This window comes from Paenibacillus sp. FSL R5-0470, assembly GCF_037975205.1.
Lineage (GTDB): Bacteria > Bacillota > Bacilli > Paenibacillales > Paenibacillaceae > Paenibacillus_AQ.
Genome location: NZ_CP150238.1, coordinates 880,426 through 896,924 on the forward strand (window position 1 = coordinate 880,426; position 16,499 = coordinate 896,924).

A 16,499-nucleotide genomic window follows, 5' to 3' on the forward strand; every position below is an offset into this window, starting at 1 on the left:
ATTCTGACGCCTTGGATAAACTGAAAGCGCATACTTCCTTTGGAAAGGAGTCCAACGATATGAACTTTAATCTTAACACGGTACCCTTCAGCCGAAGAGGCACCTTTCTGGCTATTTCTGAACTACCTGAATCGGATGTCAGGGCGGAGGGACTTTACTTACGGACCGTGCGTGGTGGGGATGATAAATTTGGTGAAGCTTTTCAAATTGAACTGCTGGACGAGAGTAATCAGTATATTCCGTACGTGGCTAAGGCAGAGCCTGCACTGCTTCGTTTGAATACGGATACCGACAATATCTATGCGGAGATCTGTATCACAGATGGCCGTACGGTCCGTTTCAAGAGCAGAGGATGTGGCATCCGCCTAACCTTCCGTACCTCAGCCTACGATTATGCTTATGAACATAGCGCAGGCAGTTGGGAAGTAAACAGCTTCACCCATGAATGCCGGTTCATGCTCACCCGGTTAACCGGGGCTCTCCGGATGGAGGTACCTTGGGACAAAATCAAAAGTTCCCGCATTGTGGCGGAGTTCATCCCTGAAGCGGGTACGGAAATTGCCGAGTTCGCGGTGGAAGAATTCCGCACGGTATGGGAACGGCGTGATGCCTGGACACCATGGGAGGAAGCGGTACTAGCGGTGCAACAGGAATATGACCAGTGGCTGGGTGCCAGCTTGACCGTTCCCGAACGCTGGCAAGACGGCCGTGAACTGGCGGCTTATATTACCTGGTCCTGTCTGGTTCCCGCGGAAGGATGTTTGACCCGGCCAGCAATGTATATGTCGAAGAACTGGATGACGAATATTTGGAGCTGGGATCACTGCTTCAATGCGATGGCTCTGGTCAGACATCACCCGGAGCTGGCCTGGGACCAGTTTATGATTTTCTTCGACCGCCAGGATGAGAGTGGCCTGATTCCGGACTTTATCAACGACAAGTACGAGCTTTGGAACTGCAACAAACCCCCTATTCATGGCTGGACACTGGCCTGGATGATGCAGCGGACGGATTATATTAAGGAATCCCATCTTCGTGAAGTATATGGGCCCTTGAGCAAGTGGACGAACTGGTGGTTCCATTACCGGGATAACGACAAGGACGGTATACCACAGTACAATCATGGAAACGATTCGGGTTGGGACAACAGTACTGCCTTTAATAACGGGATTCCGGTGGAGAGTCCGGATCTGGCAGCATTTTTAATCTTGCAGATTGAACTGCTTGCCGAAATTGCCGGGCTTCTGGGGCTTACCGACGAAAGCACCGCATGGAGACGATTAGGCGAGGAGACCCTGGAGAAAATGCTGCGTCATTTCTGGAAGGATGGAAGGTTCACCGCTTGCCGTTCTGGAACTCACGAAGCATCCGACGGCGACAGCCTGCTGCTCTTCGTGCCCATTCTGCTTGGCAAGCGGCTTCCGGAGCCAATCCTGCGCGCACTGCTGGATGGCCTGCGGGATGAGAGCCGCTTCTTGACGCCGAACGGCTGGGCTACAGAGAGTGTGAAGAGCCCATACTACACGCCGGATGGCTATTGGCGGGGCCCGATTTGGGCGCCATCAACCATGTTGCTCGTGGAAGGTGTGGCCGCGGCGGGGGATGTTGAACTGGCAAGCGAGATAGCCCGCCGATTCTGCAATATGCTGAACAAGAGTGGCATGGCTGAGAACTTCGATGCCCTGACGGGTCAAGGGCTTCGCGACAGGGCGTTTACTTGGACCTCAAGTGTCTTCTTAATCCTAGGGCACGAGTATACAACTTAAAAACATACGGGCACTTCCTCCTGGTCAAGATCGGCGTGAGGGGAAGTGCTTTCCCATTTTCCGAGATATTCCCGAGCGTGCCAGTCCGTGCTACACTTCAACTATAAAAATGAAATATATAAGGCGGGGATGAGAAGTCATGTGGAGTCTTTTCTTTAAGAAGTTATATCATCGCTTCTCTATTCGCTCTTATTTCAGCATCCGGACTAAGCTGCTCTTTTGCTTTCTTATAGTCGCGATTATTCCGCTACTGTCACTGGGAGCCTTGAACTATTATCAATCCGCTATAGTCATCAACTCTCAATTCGGGAAATACGGGGAGAACACCGTGGCACAACTTGATCAGCAGATCAGCTCCGCTTTGAACCGGATGAATCAGACGACAGGAACAATTTATTCGTATCTCCTTGATCCTGCACGGGTGGGACTAGGTGATCACGTTCCAACTACGTATCAGGAGATTATGGATAAAGATGACTTCGAGGCGCTGCTTAAATCACTTAAGACGGATCTGACAAGAGGTATTTATCTGATTACCCGCTCTGGTTATTACTATGGAGAGAATAATCTGAATGTCAGTAAGCTTAATGATATCCCCGCCTGGCGGGCCCTTACTTATTCATCCAAAGGGCCCTATTGGCTGGGCTTCTATCCTATGAATCATGGCATGGAAGCTTCGGATACCGGAGAACCTATACTGGGGCTGGCTGTACGGATTAATAATCCGGCTGGAACCCAGCATGGAAGCACGATCTTAATTGAAGAGAATGCGCAGGTTCTTCTTGATATGTTCCATATGTTTGAAGAAGATACCAAAGCGCATTTGACGATAACTGATTCTGAAGGGCAACCCGTTTACCATTCAGATTCTCCATTCACTCCAGACGGTAGTGACGTGGTGTGGAATAGGACACTGACAGCCAACGGATGGAAGATTGAAGCAAGATTGCCGGCCAAAGCATTTTATTTTTCCTCGAACCTGATTCGCTCCAACACAGTACTTGTAGCCATTGTTTCTTGTCTGCTTGCCTTTGGGCTAGCTTATATATTCTCATCGAAATTCACAGCTCGAATTCGCAGGCTGAAAGACTCGATGCAGAAGGTCAGCTTTGGCAAGCTACACACGAGGACCCTGGTGGAAGGCAAGGATGAACTCGGTAGCCTGGACACCAGCTTCAACCGTATGGTGGGGGGGATTCAATCCCTTGTGCAGGAAGTGGAGCAGAGTGAGCGGCTGAAGAAGGAGGCCGAGCTTAAGGCATTCCACTACCAAATTAATCCACACTTGCTCTTCAATACGCTGAATTCTATCCAGTGGAAGGCAAGACTCCAAGGGGCAGAGGATATCCGCCAGATGCTCTATCATCTGACGATGGTGCTCGAAGGTAATCTGGATATCTCTCAGGAGTTGATCACGCTAGGACGTGAACTCCGCATGATTGAGCATTTTCTGAAAATACAAGAGATCCGTTACGGGTCGGCATTCAGTTATGAACAGACCTGTGACGAAGAGTTTAAGCCGTATCTGATTCCCCGTATGACCCTTCAGCCGCTCTTCGAGAACATCTTTTTTCATGGATTTGAAGATGGGAAGGGGACCATTTCGTTAAGTGTACGGGAGGAAGGCGAGCATCTGTTGTTAACATTGTCTGATGACGGTGCAGGGATCACTGAAGAGAAGCTGAAGGCGCTTATGCGTGCAAAGCCGGAAAGCAAACCGCAGGGACGCGGAGGACTCGGTGTTCAGAACGCGAATCAGAAGTTCAAGCTTCATTTCGGACAGCAGTATGGCTTGACGGTGCATTCTACGAAAGGTGAAGGCACTACTATCGTAATTCGGTGGCCCAAGAAGGAGGAGAGTCCGCATGGAGACAACCAAGACCATTAAAGTGTTAATTGCAGATGATGAGAGTATCGTGCGCAAAGGACTTCGCTCTACAATTCCTTGGCATAAGTATGGGATGGAAGTGGTGGCGGATGCGCCAAACGGCCTTAAAGCCTGGGAGGCCTATCAGATTCACCTGCCTCAAATAGTGATCACCGATATCGTCATGCCGGAGATGAATGGGATTGAACTGTTACGCAAAGTTAAAGAGGTCGATAAGGACACCCGGATTATTCTGCTGAGCTGTCACCGTGACTTTGAGTTTGCTCAGCAGGGAATTAAGCTTGGGGCTTCAGGATATCTGCTTAAGACGGCCTTTGAAGATGAAGAGCTGGAAGGAATGCTGGAGAAGTTCCAGAGGGAGCTGACATCGTCTGCTCCCGTAGCGGATGCTGAAACAAGCGAAATCTATGGAGAACGGCTGGGCTCTCTCTTGTTTGCCTGGCAGAGTGGACACAGCAGCAAATTTGTTGACGAAATAGATAAGCTCATTAGGGAGAAGCTGCCGCTGAATAGGGAACCCTTGTACATTTATCTGATCAAGACCTGTGGATGCGATTGTACTTACCTGGATCTCGTCAAGCTTAATGAGGATGAGAATAGCCGGATGCCCCATAGCGCACCTGTTATCATCCCTTACGGTGAGGACCTTTGCTACTGGATTGTACCTGGTGACGAGCTGGAGATTGCGGACAGTCTGCTCGTTCAGATGAAAAGCCAAATCGAGAAGCTGAAATGGGCTAAGAGAGGACCGCTGGGCAACGCTGAAGATTTAAGCAAGGCCTTCATGGCGCTTCACAAGGAAGCGGAAGTGGAGAAGCTGCATGGTATTTCGTCCCAGGACTGGCCTGAGCCGATCTGGAAGGCCGTGAAGCTTCTGCATGAGAACCCTGGAGCGGATTGGTCGGTTAGCGATTTGGCGAGCCAGGTGGGACTTAGCCGAAGCCATTTCTCGATCCTATTTAAGAAGACGGTTGGCGACAGCTTTGTGGCTTTTCAATATAAAAGGAAGCTTAAGCTTGCCAAGGCATTGCTGCGGGATACGCAGTTGACGATGCAGGATATTGCGGAGCGGACAGGGCTGGGCGACAGTAAATATTTCAGCAAATGGTTCAAGCGCTGCACGGGTCAGACGCCTAGTTATTACCGCATACAACAAAAAGACGCCGTGATTCGAACAGATGGACACCCCGATCTGTAAATCGAACAAAAGTACGCAAACATTCGAATAGATATCGGTTTTGAACCGCTTTCATAAAAGTTAAGATGAAAGCGGTTCAATTATTATTACCTCATTCAAAGGGGAGGCTGCCACAGTGAAAAAGAAAATTTCTCTTATTGTACTTGCCACTACGTTAATGGCAACTATGGTCACAGCTTGCGGGGGGAACAGTGAGCCTTCATCATCCACAGGTGCTGCAGGCTCAGGGGAGACGAAGACGCTTCGTTTTGCGACATGGGATACCGGAGACGCGCTCAAGATTGAGCAAGACATCGCCAAGAAATTCGAAGCAGCCCATCCGGGCACGAAGGTTCAGGTAGAGGCTTATGCAGACGGTTTTGACCAGAAGCTTGCCGCCGGATTCGGGGCAACCAATCCGCCAGATGTGATGTATATGTGGGATTTCCCGACCTATCATCAATCCCTGGAACCACTGGACAGCTATTCGAGCAAAGATAAAGAATTGAACATCGAAGATTTCTATCCGGGATTGTTCAACTATGGCAAAATTGACGGCAAGCTATATGGCATTCCGGCAGGGTTCACCACACGTGTGGTCTATTACAACAAGAAGTTGTTCGATGATGCCAAGATCCCTTATCCGAAGGATGGATGGACATGGACGGAGTTCCAGGACATCGCGGCCAAGCTCAGCGATAAGTCGAAGAAGCAGTACGGGTTCGGGGTTCGGGCAGAGAACGATACGTATGACCTTCAGAGCTTCGTATGGAGCAACGGAAGCTCGTTCATCTCTGATGACGGGAAAACGATTGAAGGATTTATGAACAGCAAAGAGACAGCTGAGTCTATCCAGATGCTCGGCGACATGGTTAAGAACGGCTCGGCTGTGCTGACCGGAGGCAAAGGCCAGCAGAGCGGAGATGACATTTTTAAAGCAGGTAAAATCGCTATGTGGGAGAGCGGTATCTGGCCGCTGGAATCGTTCAAGACGGCAGGCATAAATGTAGGAACGGTCGAAATCCCTGCGTTCCCGGGCAAACCGGTCAAAGGCGTGCTCGCGGAGTCCGCTTTGTCCATCGCCAAGGATTCGAAGCAGAAAGATCTGGCCTGGGAATTCGTGAAATTCTATGTATCTAATGATTCGATCAAGATGCGTGTGGCAGATCTGCCTGTAAGGGTCAGTGTCGTAAACGAGCTGAAGAAAGATCAGGACCCGCTCTATAAACCGTATTACACGATGCTGGAACGTTCCAGCAATACACCTGCGTTCCTGCTCAATCCGAAATGGAATGAAGTGAACCGCCAGCTCTCTGCTGCGGTGGAAGCGGTTATGCACGGCAGCAATGCCCAGGAAGTGCTGAATCAGGCTGTTAAAGATAGTCAACGTTATTTGAAATAACACATTTACAGAAAGAAGGTTAAGAGATGGCTCAGACCTTTCTGCATCAAGCAGGGGAGCCTATGGCCCAGCTCAAGCCTACACGAAAACGTAGTTGGGGTAGGGCTGTTCCCTACCTCTTCATTTTTCCTTGGATCTTCGGATTCCTCGTGTTCACCTTGGGGCCATTGTTATTTTCCCTTATCATCTCTTTTTTTGATTGGCCGATTGTCGGCGAAGTACACTTTATCGGGTTTGGCAATTATGCGGAAATGTTTACGGATGACCCGTTATTCTGGACCTCACTCGGGGTCACCCTCAAATTTGCAGCTCTGTTCGTTCCATTGAACATCATTGTGGCGCTTGGGCTTGCGATTCTCTTGAATCAGAAGACACGGGGCAGTGCTATATTCCGAACCGCCTTTTATATTCCCTCCGTTATATCCGGTGTCGCTCTGGCTATGATCTGGTCTTGGGTGTACAGCGGTGATTACGGGATTCTGAATTACTTTCTGTCCCTGATCGGTATTCAGGGCCCTGATTGGCTCAATGATAAGCAATGGTCATTAGTAGCGATGGTGATTGCAAGTCTCTGGGGACAAGGATCGATGATGCTGATCTTTCTGGCTGGCCTCAAAGGGATTCCGAGAGATCTTTATGAATCCGCTTCCATTGATGGGGCAGGTAAGCTCAGACAATTCTTCAGTGTGACGATTCCGATGATCACTCCGACGATTTTATTCAACTTAATTACATCCATCATTGCAGCCTTCCAGCAGCTGACCCTGGCTTTATTGCTGACCGGAGGCGGTCCAATGAAAGCAACATATTTTTATGCCATGTACATGTATGAGAATGCGTTTAAGTATTTCAAAATGGGATATTCGGCAGCTAACGCCTGGTTCATGTTCCTGATCGTGCTCGGCTTGACCTTTCTTGTGTTCAAATCCTCGGAAGCCTGGGTGTTCTACGAAGGTGAAATGAAGAAGAATCCTCAGGAGAAACTGAAGGCTCAAGGAAGGAGACGTTCTTTGTGAAGAAAATACTCGTATACGTCCTGCTGCTCTTTTTTTCACTGTTGTTCATAGCCCCGCTGTTCTGGGCGGTTACGACTGCGCTCAAGTCACAGTCCGAGCTGTATCTTTTTCCACCTAAATGGATTCCTTCTGTATGGAAGTTCAGCAATTTTGCAGAGGCGTGGAACATTCAACCTTTCAATATGTTTCTGAAAAATACACTGATTATTACCATCCTGTCGACGTTTGGTCAACTGATTTCATGCACGCTCGTAGCCTATGGATTCGCCAGATTTCAGTTCAAGGGCAGGGATTTTCTGTTCCTGGTTGTGTTGGCAACCATGATGATTCCCTGGGAAGTCACTATGATCCCGCAGTATATGCTGTTCAACGTTCTGGGATGGATTAATACGCTCAAAGCTCTTATTGTACCGTCTTTCTTCGGGTCCGCCTATTTCATTTTCCTGCTGCGGCAGTTCATTCTCACCATCCCGCGGGAGCTAGACGAAGCAGCTACAATCGACGGAGCCAATAAGCTGACCGTATTAACACGGATTATTGTCCCGCTGATGGGGCCTTCGCTGATCCTGGTCGCTGTGTTCCAGGTTATGGGATGTTGGAATGATTATCTGGGTCCGCTCATTTTCCTTAACGACCAGACGAAATACACATTGACCCTAGGGCTCTCACAGTTCAAAGGGATGTACGGTGTGGATATGCAGTCCATTATGGCGATTACAGTTCTGATCTCGATTCCGCCGCTGGCAATCTTCTTTTTCGCTCAACGCTACATCGTTGGCGGCATTGCGACTACGGGCATTAAAGGTTAATTCGCCGTAGCGGGTTCGGAAAATCTAATAACAGCACACAGCGCAGAGTAGAGAAAAGAGAGGAGAAATGAACCATGTCACAGCAAACTATCGGGAGGGATTGGGATGATCTTGGCATCCTTCAGCGAGGGCGGGCCAAAAGCCGGGCCTACTTCATCCCCTATTCTGACTGGTCAGGGGCACTAACTTACAATAGGGGAAGCTCCCCCTGGTTCAAATCCTTGAATGGCATATGGAAGTTCAATTATGCAAAAGGGCCAAAGTGGGCCCCGGATTATTTCTACGAGGAGGCGTATGATACTTCCGGCTGGGATGAGATTCAGGTACCAGGGCACTGGCAGCTACAGGGATACGGAACTCCACATTATACGGACCTATATTATCCGTTTCCGGCAGACCCCCCGCATGTGCCTGACGAGAATCCGACAGGCAGTTATGTTAGAGAGTTCATGCTGCCTGAATCCTGGAACGGACGGAATGTCGCCATTAAGTTCGACGGGGTGGATAGTGCGTTTCATATCTGGGTAAACGGCAAACCGGTCGGATACAGTCAGGGCAGCCGCCTAACCTCAGAATTCGATCTCACTCCTTATGTGAAACCGGGCCACAATACTTTAGCCGTTAGAGTGTACCAATGGTCGGACGGCAGTTATCTGGAAGATCAGGATATGTGGTGGATGAGCGGAATTTTTAGAGATGTGTATCTGCTCTCCGAGCCGTCTTCGCTCCGCATTGCCGATTATCGGATTATAACGGAACTGGATGAATCAAGCCATGATGGGATCTTGTCTGTTCATGTGAACATACAAGGGGAAGCTGCTGAACAGGGCAGTCTGCGGCTTGAACTGCTTAAACGAAGTGGTGAATCTGTTGCATGCGCTGAGGATCGGGTTACTGCAGGAAAGAATGTGCAGCTTATAATGCCGGTACGACAGCCGGAACTGTGGAGTGCAGAATCACCCAATTTATACCATCTGAAGATCACTTTGTTGGATGAAAGTGGAGATACGGTAGAGATGACGGCTCAGCGGGTTGGATTCCGCACAGTTGAGGTGCGCGGCGGACAATTCCTGGTGAATGGAAAGGCGATTCAACTCAAAGGAGTCAACCGTCACGACCATCACCCGGATACAGGTCGCACAGTCACCGTCTCCACCATGCTACAGGACATCAAGATGATGAAGCAGCACAATATTAACGCTGTAAGAACCGCGCACTACCCGAATGATCCCCGGTTCTATGATCTGTGTGATGAGTACGGCTTATATGTTATGGAAGAGACCGATCTGGAGACACACGGATTCGAACTGCTAGGCAACATTTCCAGACTCAGCGATGATCCTGCCTGGCAGGAAGCCTACGTGGAGCGCGTTCAGCGAATGGTTGAGCGCGACAAGAATCATCCTTCCGTGATCTTCTGGTCGCTTGGGAATGAGTCCGGCTTCGGCTGCAATTTCCGGGCGATGGCGCAGTGGTGCAGAGAAGCTGACCCAACACGGCTTATTCATTACGAAGAAGATCGCGAAGCTGAGGTCAGTGATGTGGTAAGCACGATGTACTCCTCCGTTGAGAAGATGGAGGGCTTCGGTCAGTTGACTGATCATCCGAAGCCGCATATTCTGTGTGAATTCGCGCATGCCATGGGCAACGGCCCCGGTGGATTAAGACCTTATTTTGATACTTTTGACAAGTACGATAGATTGCAGGGCGGCTTTGTGTGGGAATGGATTGACCACGGGCTGAGCTGGAAGACGGCGGATGGGAAGGCTGATTATGCTTATGGCGGGGACTTCGGGGATGTGCCCAATAACAGCAACTTCGTCATAGATGGTCTAGTCCGCCCGGACCGAACGCCATCACCGGGCCTGCTTGAATATAAGAAAATTATCGAGCCGGTTCGCGTCGAGTATATAAGCAGGAACAAGGTTAATGTGATTAACCGTTATGATTTCCTGACACTGGATCACCTATATGCTGATTGGAGCATCACCATGGATGGACGTACCGTTCAAAGCGGGGTTCTTGCACTGCCAGAGATTGAAGCGGGCGGACAGGCAGAAGTGGAGATTCCTTATGACCACAGTCTTGATGCTCTCCTTCGCAGTGAGGGTGCGGAACAGTGGCTGAACATCTGCTTCTCGATCGCCGCTGACTGTCTTTGGGCGGAGCAGGGGCATGAAGTGGCTTGGGCTCAGTTTCTAATGCAGGATGAGTTGGGAAATCGTGTTGGCGATAGTCATACAGGGCATTCAGATGACCATTCCAATGCTGCTATCGGGATGAGAAGTCAACAGATCAGGCGGAATCTTCAATGCACAGAAGCTGCTGGGCAGATCATTCTCGCAAATGAGGATTTCCGTATGACCTTTGACACGCGGAGCGGGCGAATCGATTCGCTTCGTCTGAATGGCAAGGAACTAATGAAAGCCGGACCGCGGCTGAATTTCTGGCGTGCGCCGATCGACAATGACATGTATGTGCTACCGGACTGGCGCAAAGCACACCTGGACCGGCTAACAGAACGTGTTGATGAGGTTAGCTGGGCCCGGCTTGATGAAGGGGCTATCCGCATCACAGTAAGTTCAAGGATTGCTCCGCCAGTTTTTGATTGGGGTTTCCGGTGTGTAATCACCTATACCGTAACCAGTATAGGACAAATCACTATGGATGTGCAGGGCGCACCGGAGGGCAAACCGCCAGAAATGCTGCCTAAGATTGGACTCCAGATGGAGATTCCGGGCGACATGGATCGGGTGAAATGGTATGGCCGGGGACCTGGTGAGAATTATTCGGACAGCAAAGAGGCAGGCCGTGTTGGAGTGTACACAGCTTCAATTGATGGACTATTCACTCCATATATATATCCGCAGGAGAATGGGAACCGGATGGATGTCAGATGGATATCCGTCACAGACGCATCCGGACTTGGTCTACTTGCTGCGGGTATTCCGACGCTTGAATTCAGCGCGCGCCGTTATACGGACAAGGATCTTGAAGAGGCACAACATGCAAGCGAGCTTGTTCCGCGTGACTTCGTCACGCTGAATCTGGATTACCGGCAGAATGGGCTGGGCAGCAACAGTTGTGGACCTGCCCAGATGCCGAATCATAAGGTAACATCGGAAGCTTTTACATTCCGTATTCTGCTCATTCCGTTTTTATCAGAAGATACCACGCCAGAGTGGCTTGGTAGACAAATGCTGTTTGGGTTACCACAACCACAACAATGAGAGGAGGAGACAGCATGCTCCACACACAGGATGTACTCAATCTAAGCGGAAAGATAGCTGTTGTTACCGGAGGTGCTTCAGGTATTGGCCTTGCTACGGCTGGACTGCTTGCAGATTTCGGAGCACATGTGGTTGTGCTGGACATCAATGTAAGTCAAGGGGAGCAGGCTGTTCTTGAGATTAAAGGGCGGGGAGGGGCGGCTACCTTCCAGCGCTGCGATGTCTCCTCTTCAGAGGACTGCATGCGTGCCGCCTCAGAGATTGAGAACGCGCACGGCAAAGTCGATATTCTGTTCAATAATGCGGGGATTATCCGCCGCAAGACCGTTGTCGAGCTTGAGGAAGCCGACTGGGATCTGGTGATGGATGTATCGCTTAAGGGAGTCTATCTACTCTCCAAATATATGATCCCGGTGATGGAGCGCGGAGGTGGTGGCAGCATCATTAATACCGGCTCCGGCTGGGGCCTTAAAGGCGGGGACCGTGCCGCTTCCTACTGTGCAGCCAAGGCTGGAGTGGTCAATCTCACCCGAGCCATGGCCATTGACCACGGTCCCGCGAGCATTCGCGTGAACTGCGTGTCCCCAGGTGACACGGATACGCCGCTTTTACGCGATGAAGCCAAGCAGCTTCAACAGGACGAAGCTACTTTCCTCATAGCCTCTGCTGGGGGACGTCCATTGGAGCGATTGGGTACACCACGTGATATCGCAAATGCGGTATTGTTCCTAGCTAGCGATCTGTCTTCCTGGGTCACCGGAAGCGTACTCGTTGTGGATGGCGGCGGCATTGCCTAACGGTTAAAGAAATAAATACTTTAAATCAACCTTTTAAGGACGGAGGCGTTAACCTTGTCTGAACACAGAACTTATGCCCATCCCTATATCCCGAATACAGCACCGGAAGTCCGTGAGGCAATGCTGAAGGAAATCGGCCTGAGCTCCGTCGACCAGCTGCATGATGCAATTCCAGACAGTCTGAAGCTTAAGCGGGAGATGAATCTTCCTCCAGCTATGAATGAATATGAGCTACGTCGACATATCGAGGCTCTGCTTGCGAAGAACAAGCATGGCGCCGATTATATCAACTTTCTCGGGGCTGGCTGCTGGCAGCATTTCGTTCCGGCTGTATGCGACGAAATTAATCAGCGCTCGGAGTTCGTGACGGCTTATGCAGGAGAGCCTTACGAAGACCACGGCCGATTTCAGTCCTTGTTCGAGTATCAGAGCCTGATGGCCGAACTCGTCGATATGGACGTAGTTAACGTCCCTACCTTCGACTGGGCACAGGCCGCCTCCACGGCCATCCGAATGGCTGGCCGGATTACAGGCCGCAGGATTGCGCTGCTCTCCAGATCCGTCGATCCGGATAAAGCCAAGATCATTACCAATTACTGTACACCTGTAATGGAGATTAGGTACGTGGAGATTGATCCGGTGACAGGAAAAATAGATTTGGATGATCTGCAGGGCAAGCTTGAGGAAGGAACGGCGGCGTTCTACTTCGAGAATCCAGGTTATCTTGGAATTATTGAGGATCAGGGTGCTGAAATATCTGAGCTTGTGCACGCGGTAAATGCTATCTCTATTGTGGGCGTTGATCCGATCTCCCTTGGCGTACTGGAACCTCCAAGCCGCTACGGTGCTGATATTGTCTGTGGAGATTTGCAGCCGCTGGGCATGCATATGAACTATGGTGGGGGTCAAGCCGGATTCATCGCTACCCGGGATGAAGAGACTTATGTGATGGAATATCCGTCCCGCCTGTTCGGTATTGTTCCTACTGAAGTGGAAGGTGAATATGGCTTCGGTGATGTAGCCTATGAGCGTACATCCTTTGCCCAACGGGAGAAGGGGAAGGAGTCGGTGGGAACACAGACAGCCCTGTGGGGAATTACCGCCGGAGTCTATCTATCCCTGCTTGGACCAGTGGGGATGCAGGAAGTAGGGGAGACCATTATTCAGAAATCTCAATATGCGGCGAATAAGCTGTGTGCCATTCCCGGGATCTCTTTGCGCTTTAAAGATACAGCCTTTTTCAAAGAATTTGTCTTAGATTTCAACAAGACTGGAATATCTGTTACTGAGATTAACAAGCGTCTTTTGGAAGTAGGGATTTTCGGAGGAAAGGATCTATCCTCCGCCTATCCCCAGTGGGGACAATGTGCTCTATACTGCGTAACTGAAATTCATATGCAGGCAGATCTGGACCGGCTTGCCTCAGCTATCGAGAACATTGTCTGCAAGAATTAATAGTACAGAAGAGTAGGAGGAAAGCCATGAAACGGATTCGTAGAGATCATAAGGTGCGCCGTTTTCACCAGGCCAAATGGGATGAACCGGTGATCTTCGAGCTTCACCGATCGGGTGAGCGCGGAGTGATCCCGCCGGGCACCGAGGCTGGGATTGCCGAGGTTGTTGGTCTAGGCTCTGCCCGAATTCCATCAGCGATGCGGCGAAAAGAAGCACCGGCGCTGCCCGAGATCGGTCAGGCCAAAGTTCTTAGGCATTATTTAAGACTCTCTCAAGAGACTTTGGGTTCCGACCTTAACGTAGAGATCGGACAGGGGACATGTACGATGAAATATATTCCCCGTATCAATGAAATGCTTATACGTACCCCAAATCTGATGGAACTGCATCCTCTGCAGGATGCTGGATCCGTTCAAGGAATTCTGGAAATCTACTATAGGCTGGATCAGGCGATGCGTGAAATATCAGGGATGAATGCTTTCTCGTTCCAGCCAAGCAGTGGCACCCAGGCCTTGCTGGCCATGGCTTCCATTGTCCGCGCATATCATGATTCACGTGGCGAGGGAGAACAGCGGGATGAGATCATTACGACGATCTTTTCACATCCGTCCCAAGCGGCGACCGCAGCTGTTAAAGGATATAAGATTATTACACTGCATCCTGACGAAGACGGATTCCCGGATCTGGAGAAGCTGAAGAATGCCATTTCTGAACGCACGGCGGGTTTCGTCGTGGCCAATCCGGAAGACACAGGTATATACAATCATCGTATCCGTGAGTTCACGGACGTGGTTCATGAAGCAGGAGGAATCTGCTTCTACGATCAGGCGAACGCGAATGGGCTGCTGGGTATCACCCGGGCCAAGGAAGCCGGGTTTGACATGTGCTTCTTCAACCTGCATAAGACCTTTGCCGCACCTCACATGTGCGGAGGGCCGGCTACAGGCGCTCTTGGGGTAACCGATTCCCTTAAGCGTTTCCTACCCGGTCCGCTTGTTGACTGGAACGGTAGTCGTTATGTCCTTGTAGAGCAAAGCGGTGATAGCATCGGCAAAGTCCGCAGCTTCCACGGCGTGGCCCAGACTGTACTTCGTTCCTACGCTTGGATTATGAGCCTGGGGCCAGACGGTCTTAAGAATGTGGCCCAAATCGCTGTACTGAATAATAACTACCTGTACCACAAAATTCTGCAAATCCGCGGAGCCAGCGCTCCTTACATCAAAGGTCGACGTCTTGAACAGGTAAGGTACAGCTGGAAGCAGCTTACGGATGAGACTGGGGTAACGACAGAAGACATCACCCGCCGGATGTGTGATTTCGGCCTGCATTATTGGACATCCCATCATCCGTACATCGTTCCGCAGCCGTTCACCCTGGAGCCGACTGAATCTTATTCGAAGGAAGATCTTGATGAATATATCGAGGCGCTGACCCATATTTCGAATGAAGCTTACACGCAGCCGCATATCGTCAAACTAGCTCCGCACAACAGTACCGTTCACCGGAATGTGGAATCTTCTCTTGATGATCCTGCAAAGTGGTGTATTACGTGGCGGGCTTATCTAAAGAAGACACAGCCGGAATAGGGCTTGGTCCCTACAATTAAAATATACATTTGAAAGTAGAGGGGCTCCGTTTGGAGCCCTTCCTATTTGACTGTATCACCAAAGAAAGGGGTTATGGGTATGTCTGGGTATATGAGGAACTTGCTGCGCCTGTCTGTCGGCGTCCGCCGGTTTCTTATGACCGAAGCCATGTATGGCATCGGCATCGGTATGTATTCGCTAGTTCTTAATTTGCATTTGCTGTCCAAAGGAATGAAGGAGGATGAAATCGGGCTGCTCATGTCCATAGGTATACTGATCATGGGTGCATTGGCTATTCCTGTATCCATATCGGCAAACCGTATAGGTCGTAAAAAGCTGCTAGTATCCGGCATCATGTTTATAGCGGCAGGAAGTGCACTTTATGCGATTGGCAATCATTCCGGCATATTCTATTTGGCTCAAACTTTGGTCTCGATTGGCCTTACTCTTGTGGAGACGACTGAGGTGCAGTTGCTATTTCACTATTGTGGCTCGCGCAAGGAAGAAGCAAGTGCCTTCTCCCTGATGTTTGCCGTGTTTACGGCATTTACAGGGGCAGGAACCCTGGCTGCCGGATACTTGCCGAATTCGGCTGATAGCGGGGATGGGTATGGGCTAACGCTGCTGCTTGCTGCACTGGTTTTCGTTGTTCACAGTATGATTAGAGGACTCTGGCTTCCCTCTGAGGGGAAGGAAAGCGAAACGGTTAGAACCTCTGAAGTTCTGGAAGTGAACCGTGAAGTCTCTAGCTTGAGGAAAAAGCTGCCTTCCGGCACACTCTGGCTGTTTTCGTTATTCATGGCCCTGCTCGGAGGAGCGATAGCCATCACTGGGTCATTTCTTAATGTAATTGTGAAGTATAGACTGAACTGGATGGATGATAAAGTGTCCATTCTGCTGGCGGTAAGCGGAGTTGTTTTGTTTGCAGCTTCTTTAATGACGCCTTACGTATTAGAGCGTTTTGGCCACAATGTGGCCATCGTATCTGTCTTTTTGGTTAACATACTCGTGTTCGCCTCATTATCCTGGGCTATGCCAGTCTGGATGTTCACAATCGTGTTTCTGGTTCGCGGGGGAGGGCTTACAATGCTGTCTAATCTGCTGGATAGTCAGTTGATGTCTGCCTTTAAGGAGCGGGAGAGGAATCTCTACGCAGGGATGAGATCCGTATTTCGGAGCCTCGGATCATCCGGCGCCGCTCTGCTTACGGGATGGATTTTGATTGGACAGGATTATGAAATCCCCTTTTTTCTGACATCTGTAGTATTGCTTCTCTGTCTGGTTTATTATATCTGGTTCATCCGCCCAATTCTGGATAAAAGGCTGAAAGAATGAATGGCTGAATACAATTTTCATAAGTAATTCAATCTGGA

11 protein-coding genes are annotated in these 16,499 nt (G+C 50.1%); all 11 read left to right on the forward strand.

Annotated elements, in window-relative coordinates; translation table 11 throughout:
- Positions 1-59 precede the first annotated feature (59 nt).
- The 11 genes from MKY99_RS03855 (at position 60) to MKY99_RS03905 (ending at position 16,461) form a co-directional block, all read left to right on the forward strand.
- Positions 60-1,766: a trehalase family glycosidase gene (locus MKY99_RS03855; protein WP_339271490.1), complete on the forward strand. Its 1,707-nt coding sequence runs from the start codon at positions 60-62 to the stop codon at positions 1,764-1,766.
- A 139-nt stretch (positions 1,767-1,905) separates the two neighbouring features.
- Complete coding sequence (locus MKY99_RS03860; RefSeq protein WP_339268777.1) at positions 1,906-3,654, forward strand: sensor histidine kinase; 1,749 nt, start codon at positions 1,906-1,908, stop codon at positions 3,652-3,654.
- Positions 3,632-4,852: a response regulator gene (locus MKY99_RS03865; RefSeq protein WP_339268779.1), complete on the forward strand. Its 1,221-nt coding sequence runs from the start codon at positions 3,632-3,634 to the stop codon at positions 4,850-4,852. The genes MKY99_RS03860 and MKY99_RS03865 overlap by 23 nt, the downstream gene beginning before the upstream one ends.
- 115 nt (positions 4,853-4,967) lie before the next feature.
- A complete protein-coding gene (locus MKY99_RS03870; RefSeq protein ID WP_076286143.1) occupies positions 4,968-6,233 on the forward strand; it encodes a sugar ABC transporter substrate-binding protein in 1,266 nt (421 codons plus the stop codon).
- 62 nt (positions 6,234-6,295) lie between these two features.
- Positions 6,296-7,249, forward strand: coding sequence for a sugar ABC transporter permease (locus tag MKY99_RS03875; RefSeq protein WP_339271492.1), 954 nt, complete (start codon positions 6,296-6,298; stop codon positions 7,247-7,249).
- Positions 7,246-8,058: a carbohydrate ABC transporter permease gene (locus MKY99_RS03880; protein WP_076286144.1), complete on the forward strand. Its 813-nt coding sequence runs from the start codon at positions 7,246-7,248 to the stop codon at positions 8,056-8,058. The genes MKY99_RS03875 and MKY99_RS03880 overlap by 4 nt, the downstream gene beginning before the upstream one ends.
- Positions 8,059-8,132: 74 nt before the next feature.
- Positions 8,133-11,288 carry a glycoside hydrolase family 2 TIM barrel-domain containing protein gene (locus MKY99_RS03885; protein WP_339268781.1) on the forward strand — a complete coding sequence of 1,052 codons (3,156 nt, stop codon included), beginning with the start codon at positions 8,133-8,135 and terminating at the stop codon, positions 11,286-11,288.
- 14 nt (positions 11,289-11,302) lie between these two features.
- Positions 11,303-12,085 carry an SDR family NAD(P)-dependent oxidoreductase gene (locus MKY99_RS03890; RefSeq protein ID WP_339268783.1) on the forward strand — a complete coding sequence of 261 codons (783 nt, stop codon included), beginning with the start codon at positions 11,303-11,305 and terminating at the stop codon, positions 12,083-12,085.
- Between the two features lie 54 nt (positions 12,086-12,139).
- Positions 12,140-13,540, forward strand: a complete 1,401-nt coding sequence (gcvPA, locus tag MKY99_RS03895; RefSeq protein ID WP_339268785.1) for an aminomethyl-transferring glycine dehydrogenase subunit GcvPA — start codon at positions 12,140-12,142, stop codon at positions 13,538-13,540.
- 26 nt (positions 13,541-13,566) lie between these two features.
- A complete protein-coding gene (gene gcvPB / locus MKY99_RS03900) occupies positions 13,567-15,126 on the forward strand; it encodes an aminomethyl-transferring glycine dehydrogenase subunit GcvPB (protein ID WP_339268787.1) in 1,560 nt (519 codons plus the stop codon).
- A gap of 99 nt (positions 15,127-15,225) precedes the next feature.
- Entirely contained in the window at positions 15,226-16,461 is a 1,236-nt protein-coding gene (locus MKY99_RS03905; protein ID WP_339268789.1) for an MFS transporter, read from the forward strand.
- Positions 16,462-16,499 lie beyond the last annotated feature (38 nt).

What these genes read in the sequence shown, in the direction of transcription:
- MKY99_RS03855 (WP_339271490.1), top strand. Translation starts at nt 60, where the DNA reads ATGAACTTTAATCTTAACACGGTACCCTTCAGCCGAAGAGGCACCTTT.
- MKY99_RS03860 (WP_339268777.1), top strand. Translation starts at nt 1,906, where the DNA reads ATGTGGAGTCTTTTCTTTAAGAAGTTATATCATCGCTTCTCTATTCGC.
- MKY99_RS03865 (WP_339268779.1), top strand. Translation starts at nt 3,632, where the DNA reads ATGGAGACAACCAAGACCATTAAAGTGTTAATTGCAGATGATGAGAGT.
- MKY99_RS03875 (WP_339271492.1), top strand. Translation starts at nt 6,296, where the DNA reads ATGGCCCAGCTCAAGCCTACACGAAAACGTAGTTGGGGTAGGGCTGTT.
- MKY99_RS03885 (WP_339268781.1), top strand. Translation starts at nt 8,133, where the DNA reads ATGTCACAGCAAACTATCGGGAGGGATTGGGATGATCTTGGCATCCTT.
- MKY99_RS03890 (WP_339268783.1), top strand. Translation starts at nt 11,303, where the DNA reads ATGCTCCACACACAGGATGTACTCAATCTAAGCGGAAAGATAGCTGTT.
- gcvPB (WP_339268787.1), top strand. Translation starts at nt 13,567, where the DNA reads ATGAAACGGATTCGTAGAGATCATAAGGTGCGCCGTTTTCACCAGGCC.
- MKY99_RS03905 (WP_339268789.1), top strand. Translation starts at nt 15,226, where the DNA reads ATGTCTGGGTATATGAGGAACTTGCTGCGCCTGTCTGTCGGCGTCCGC.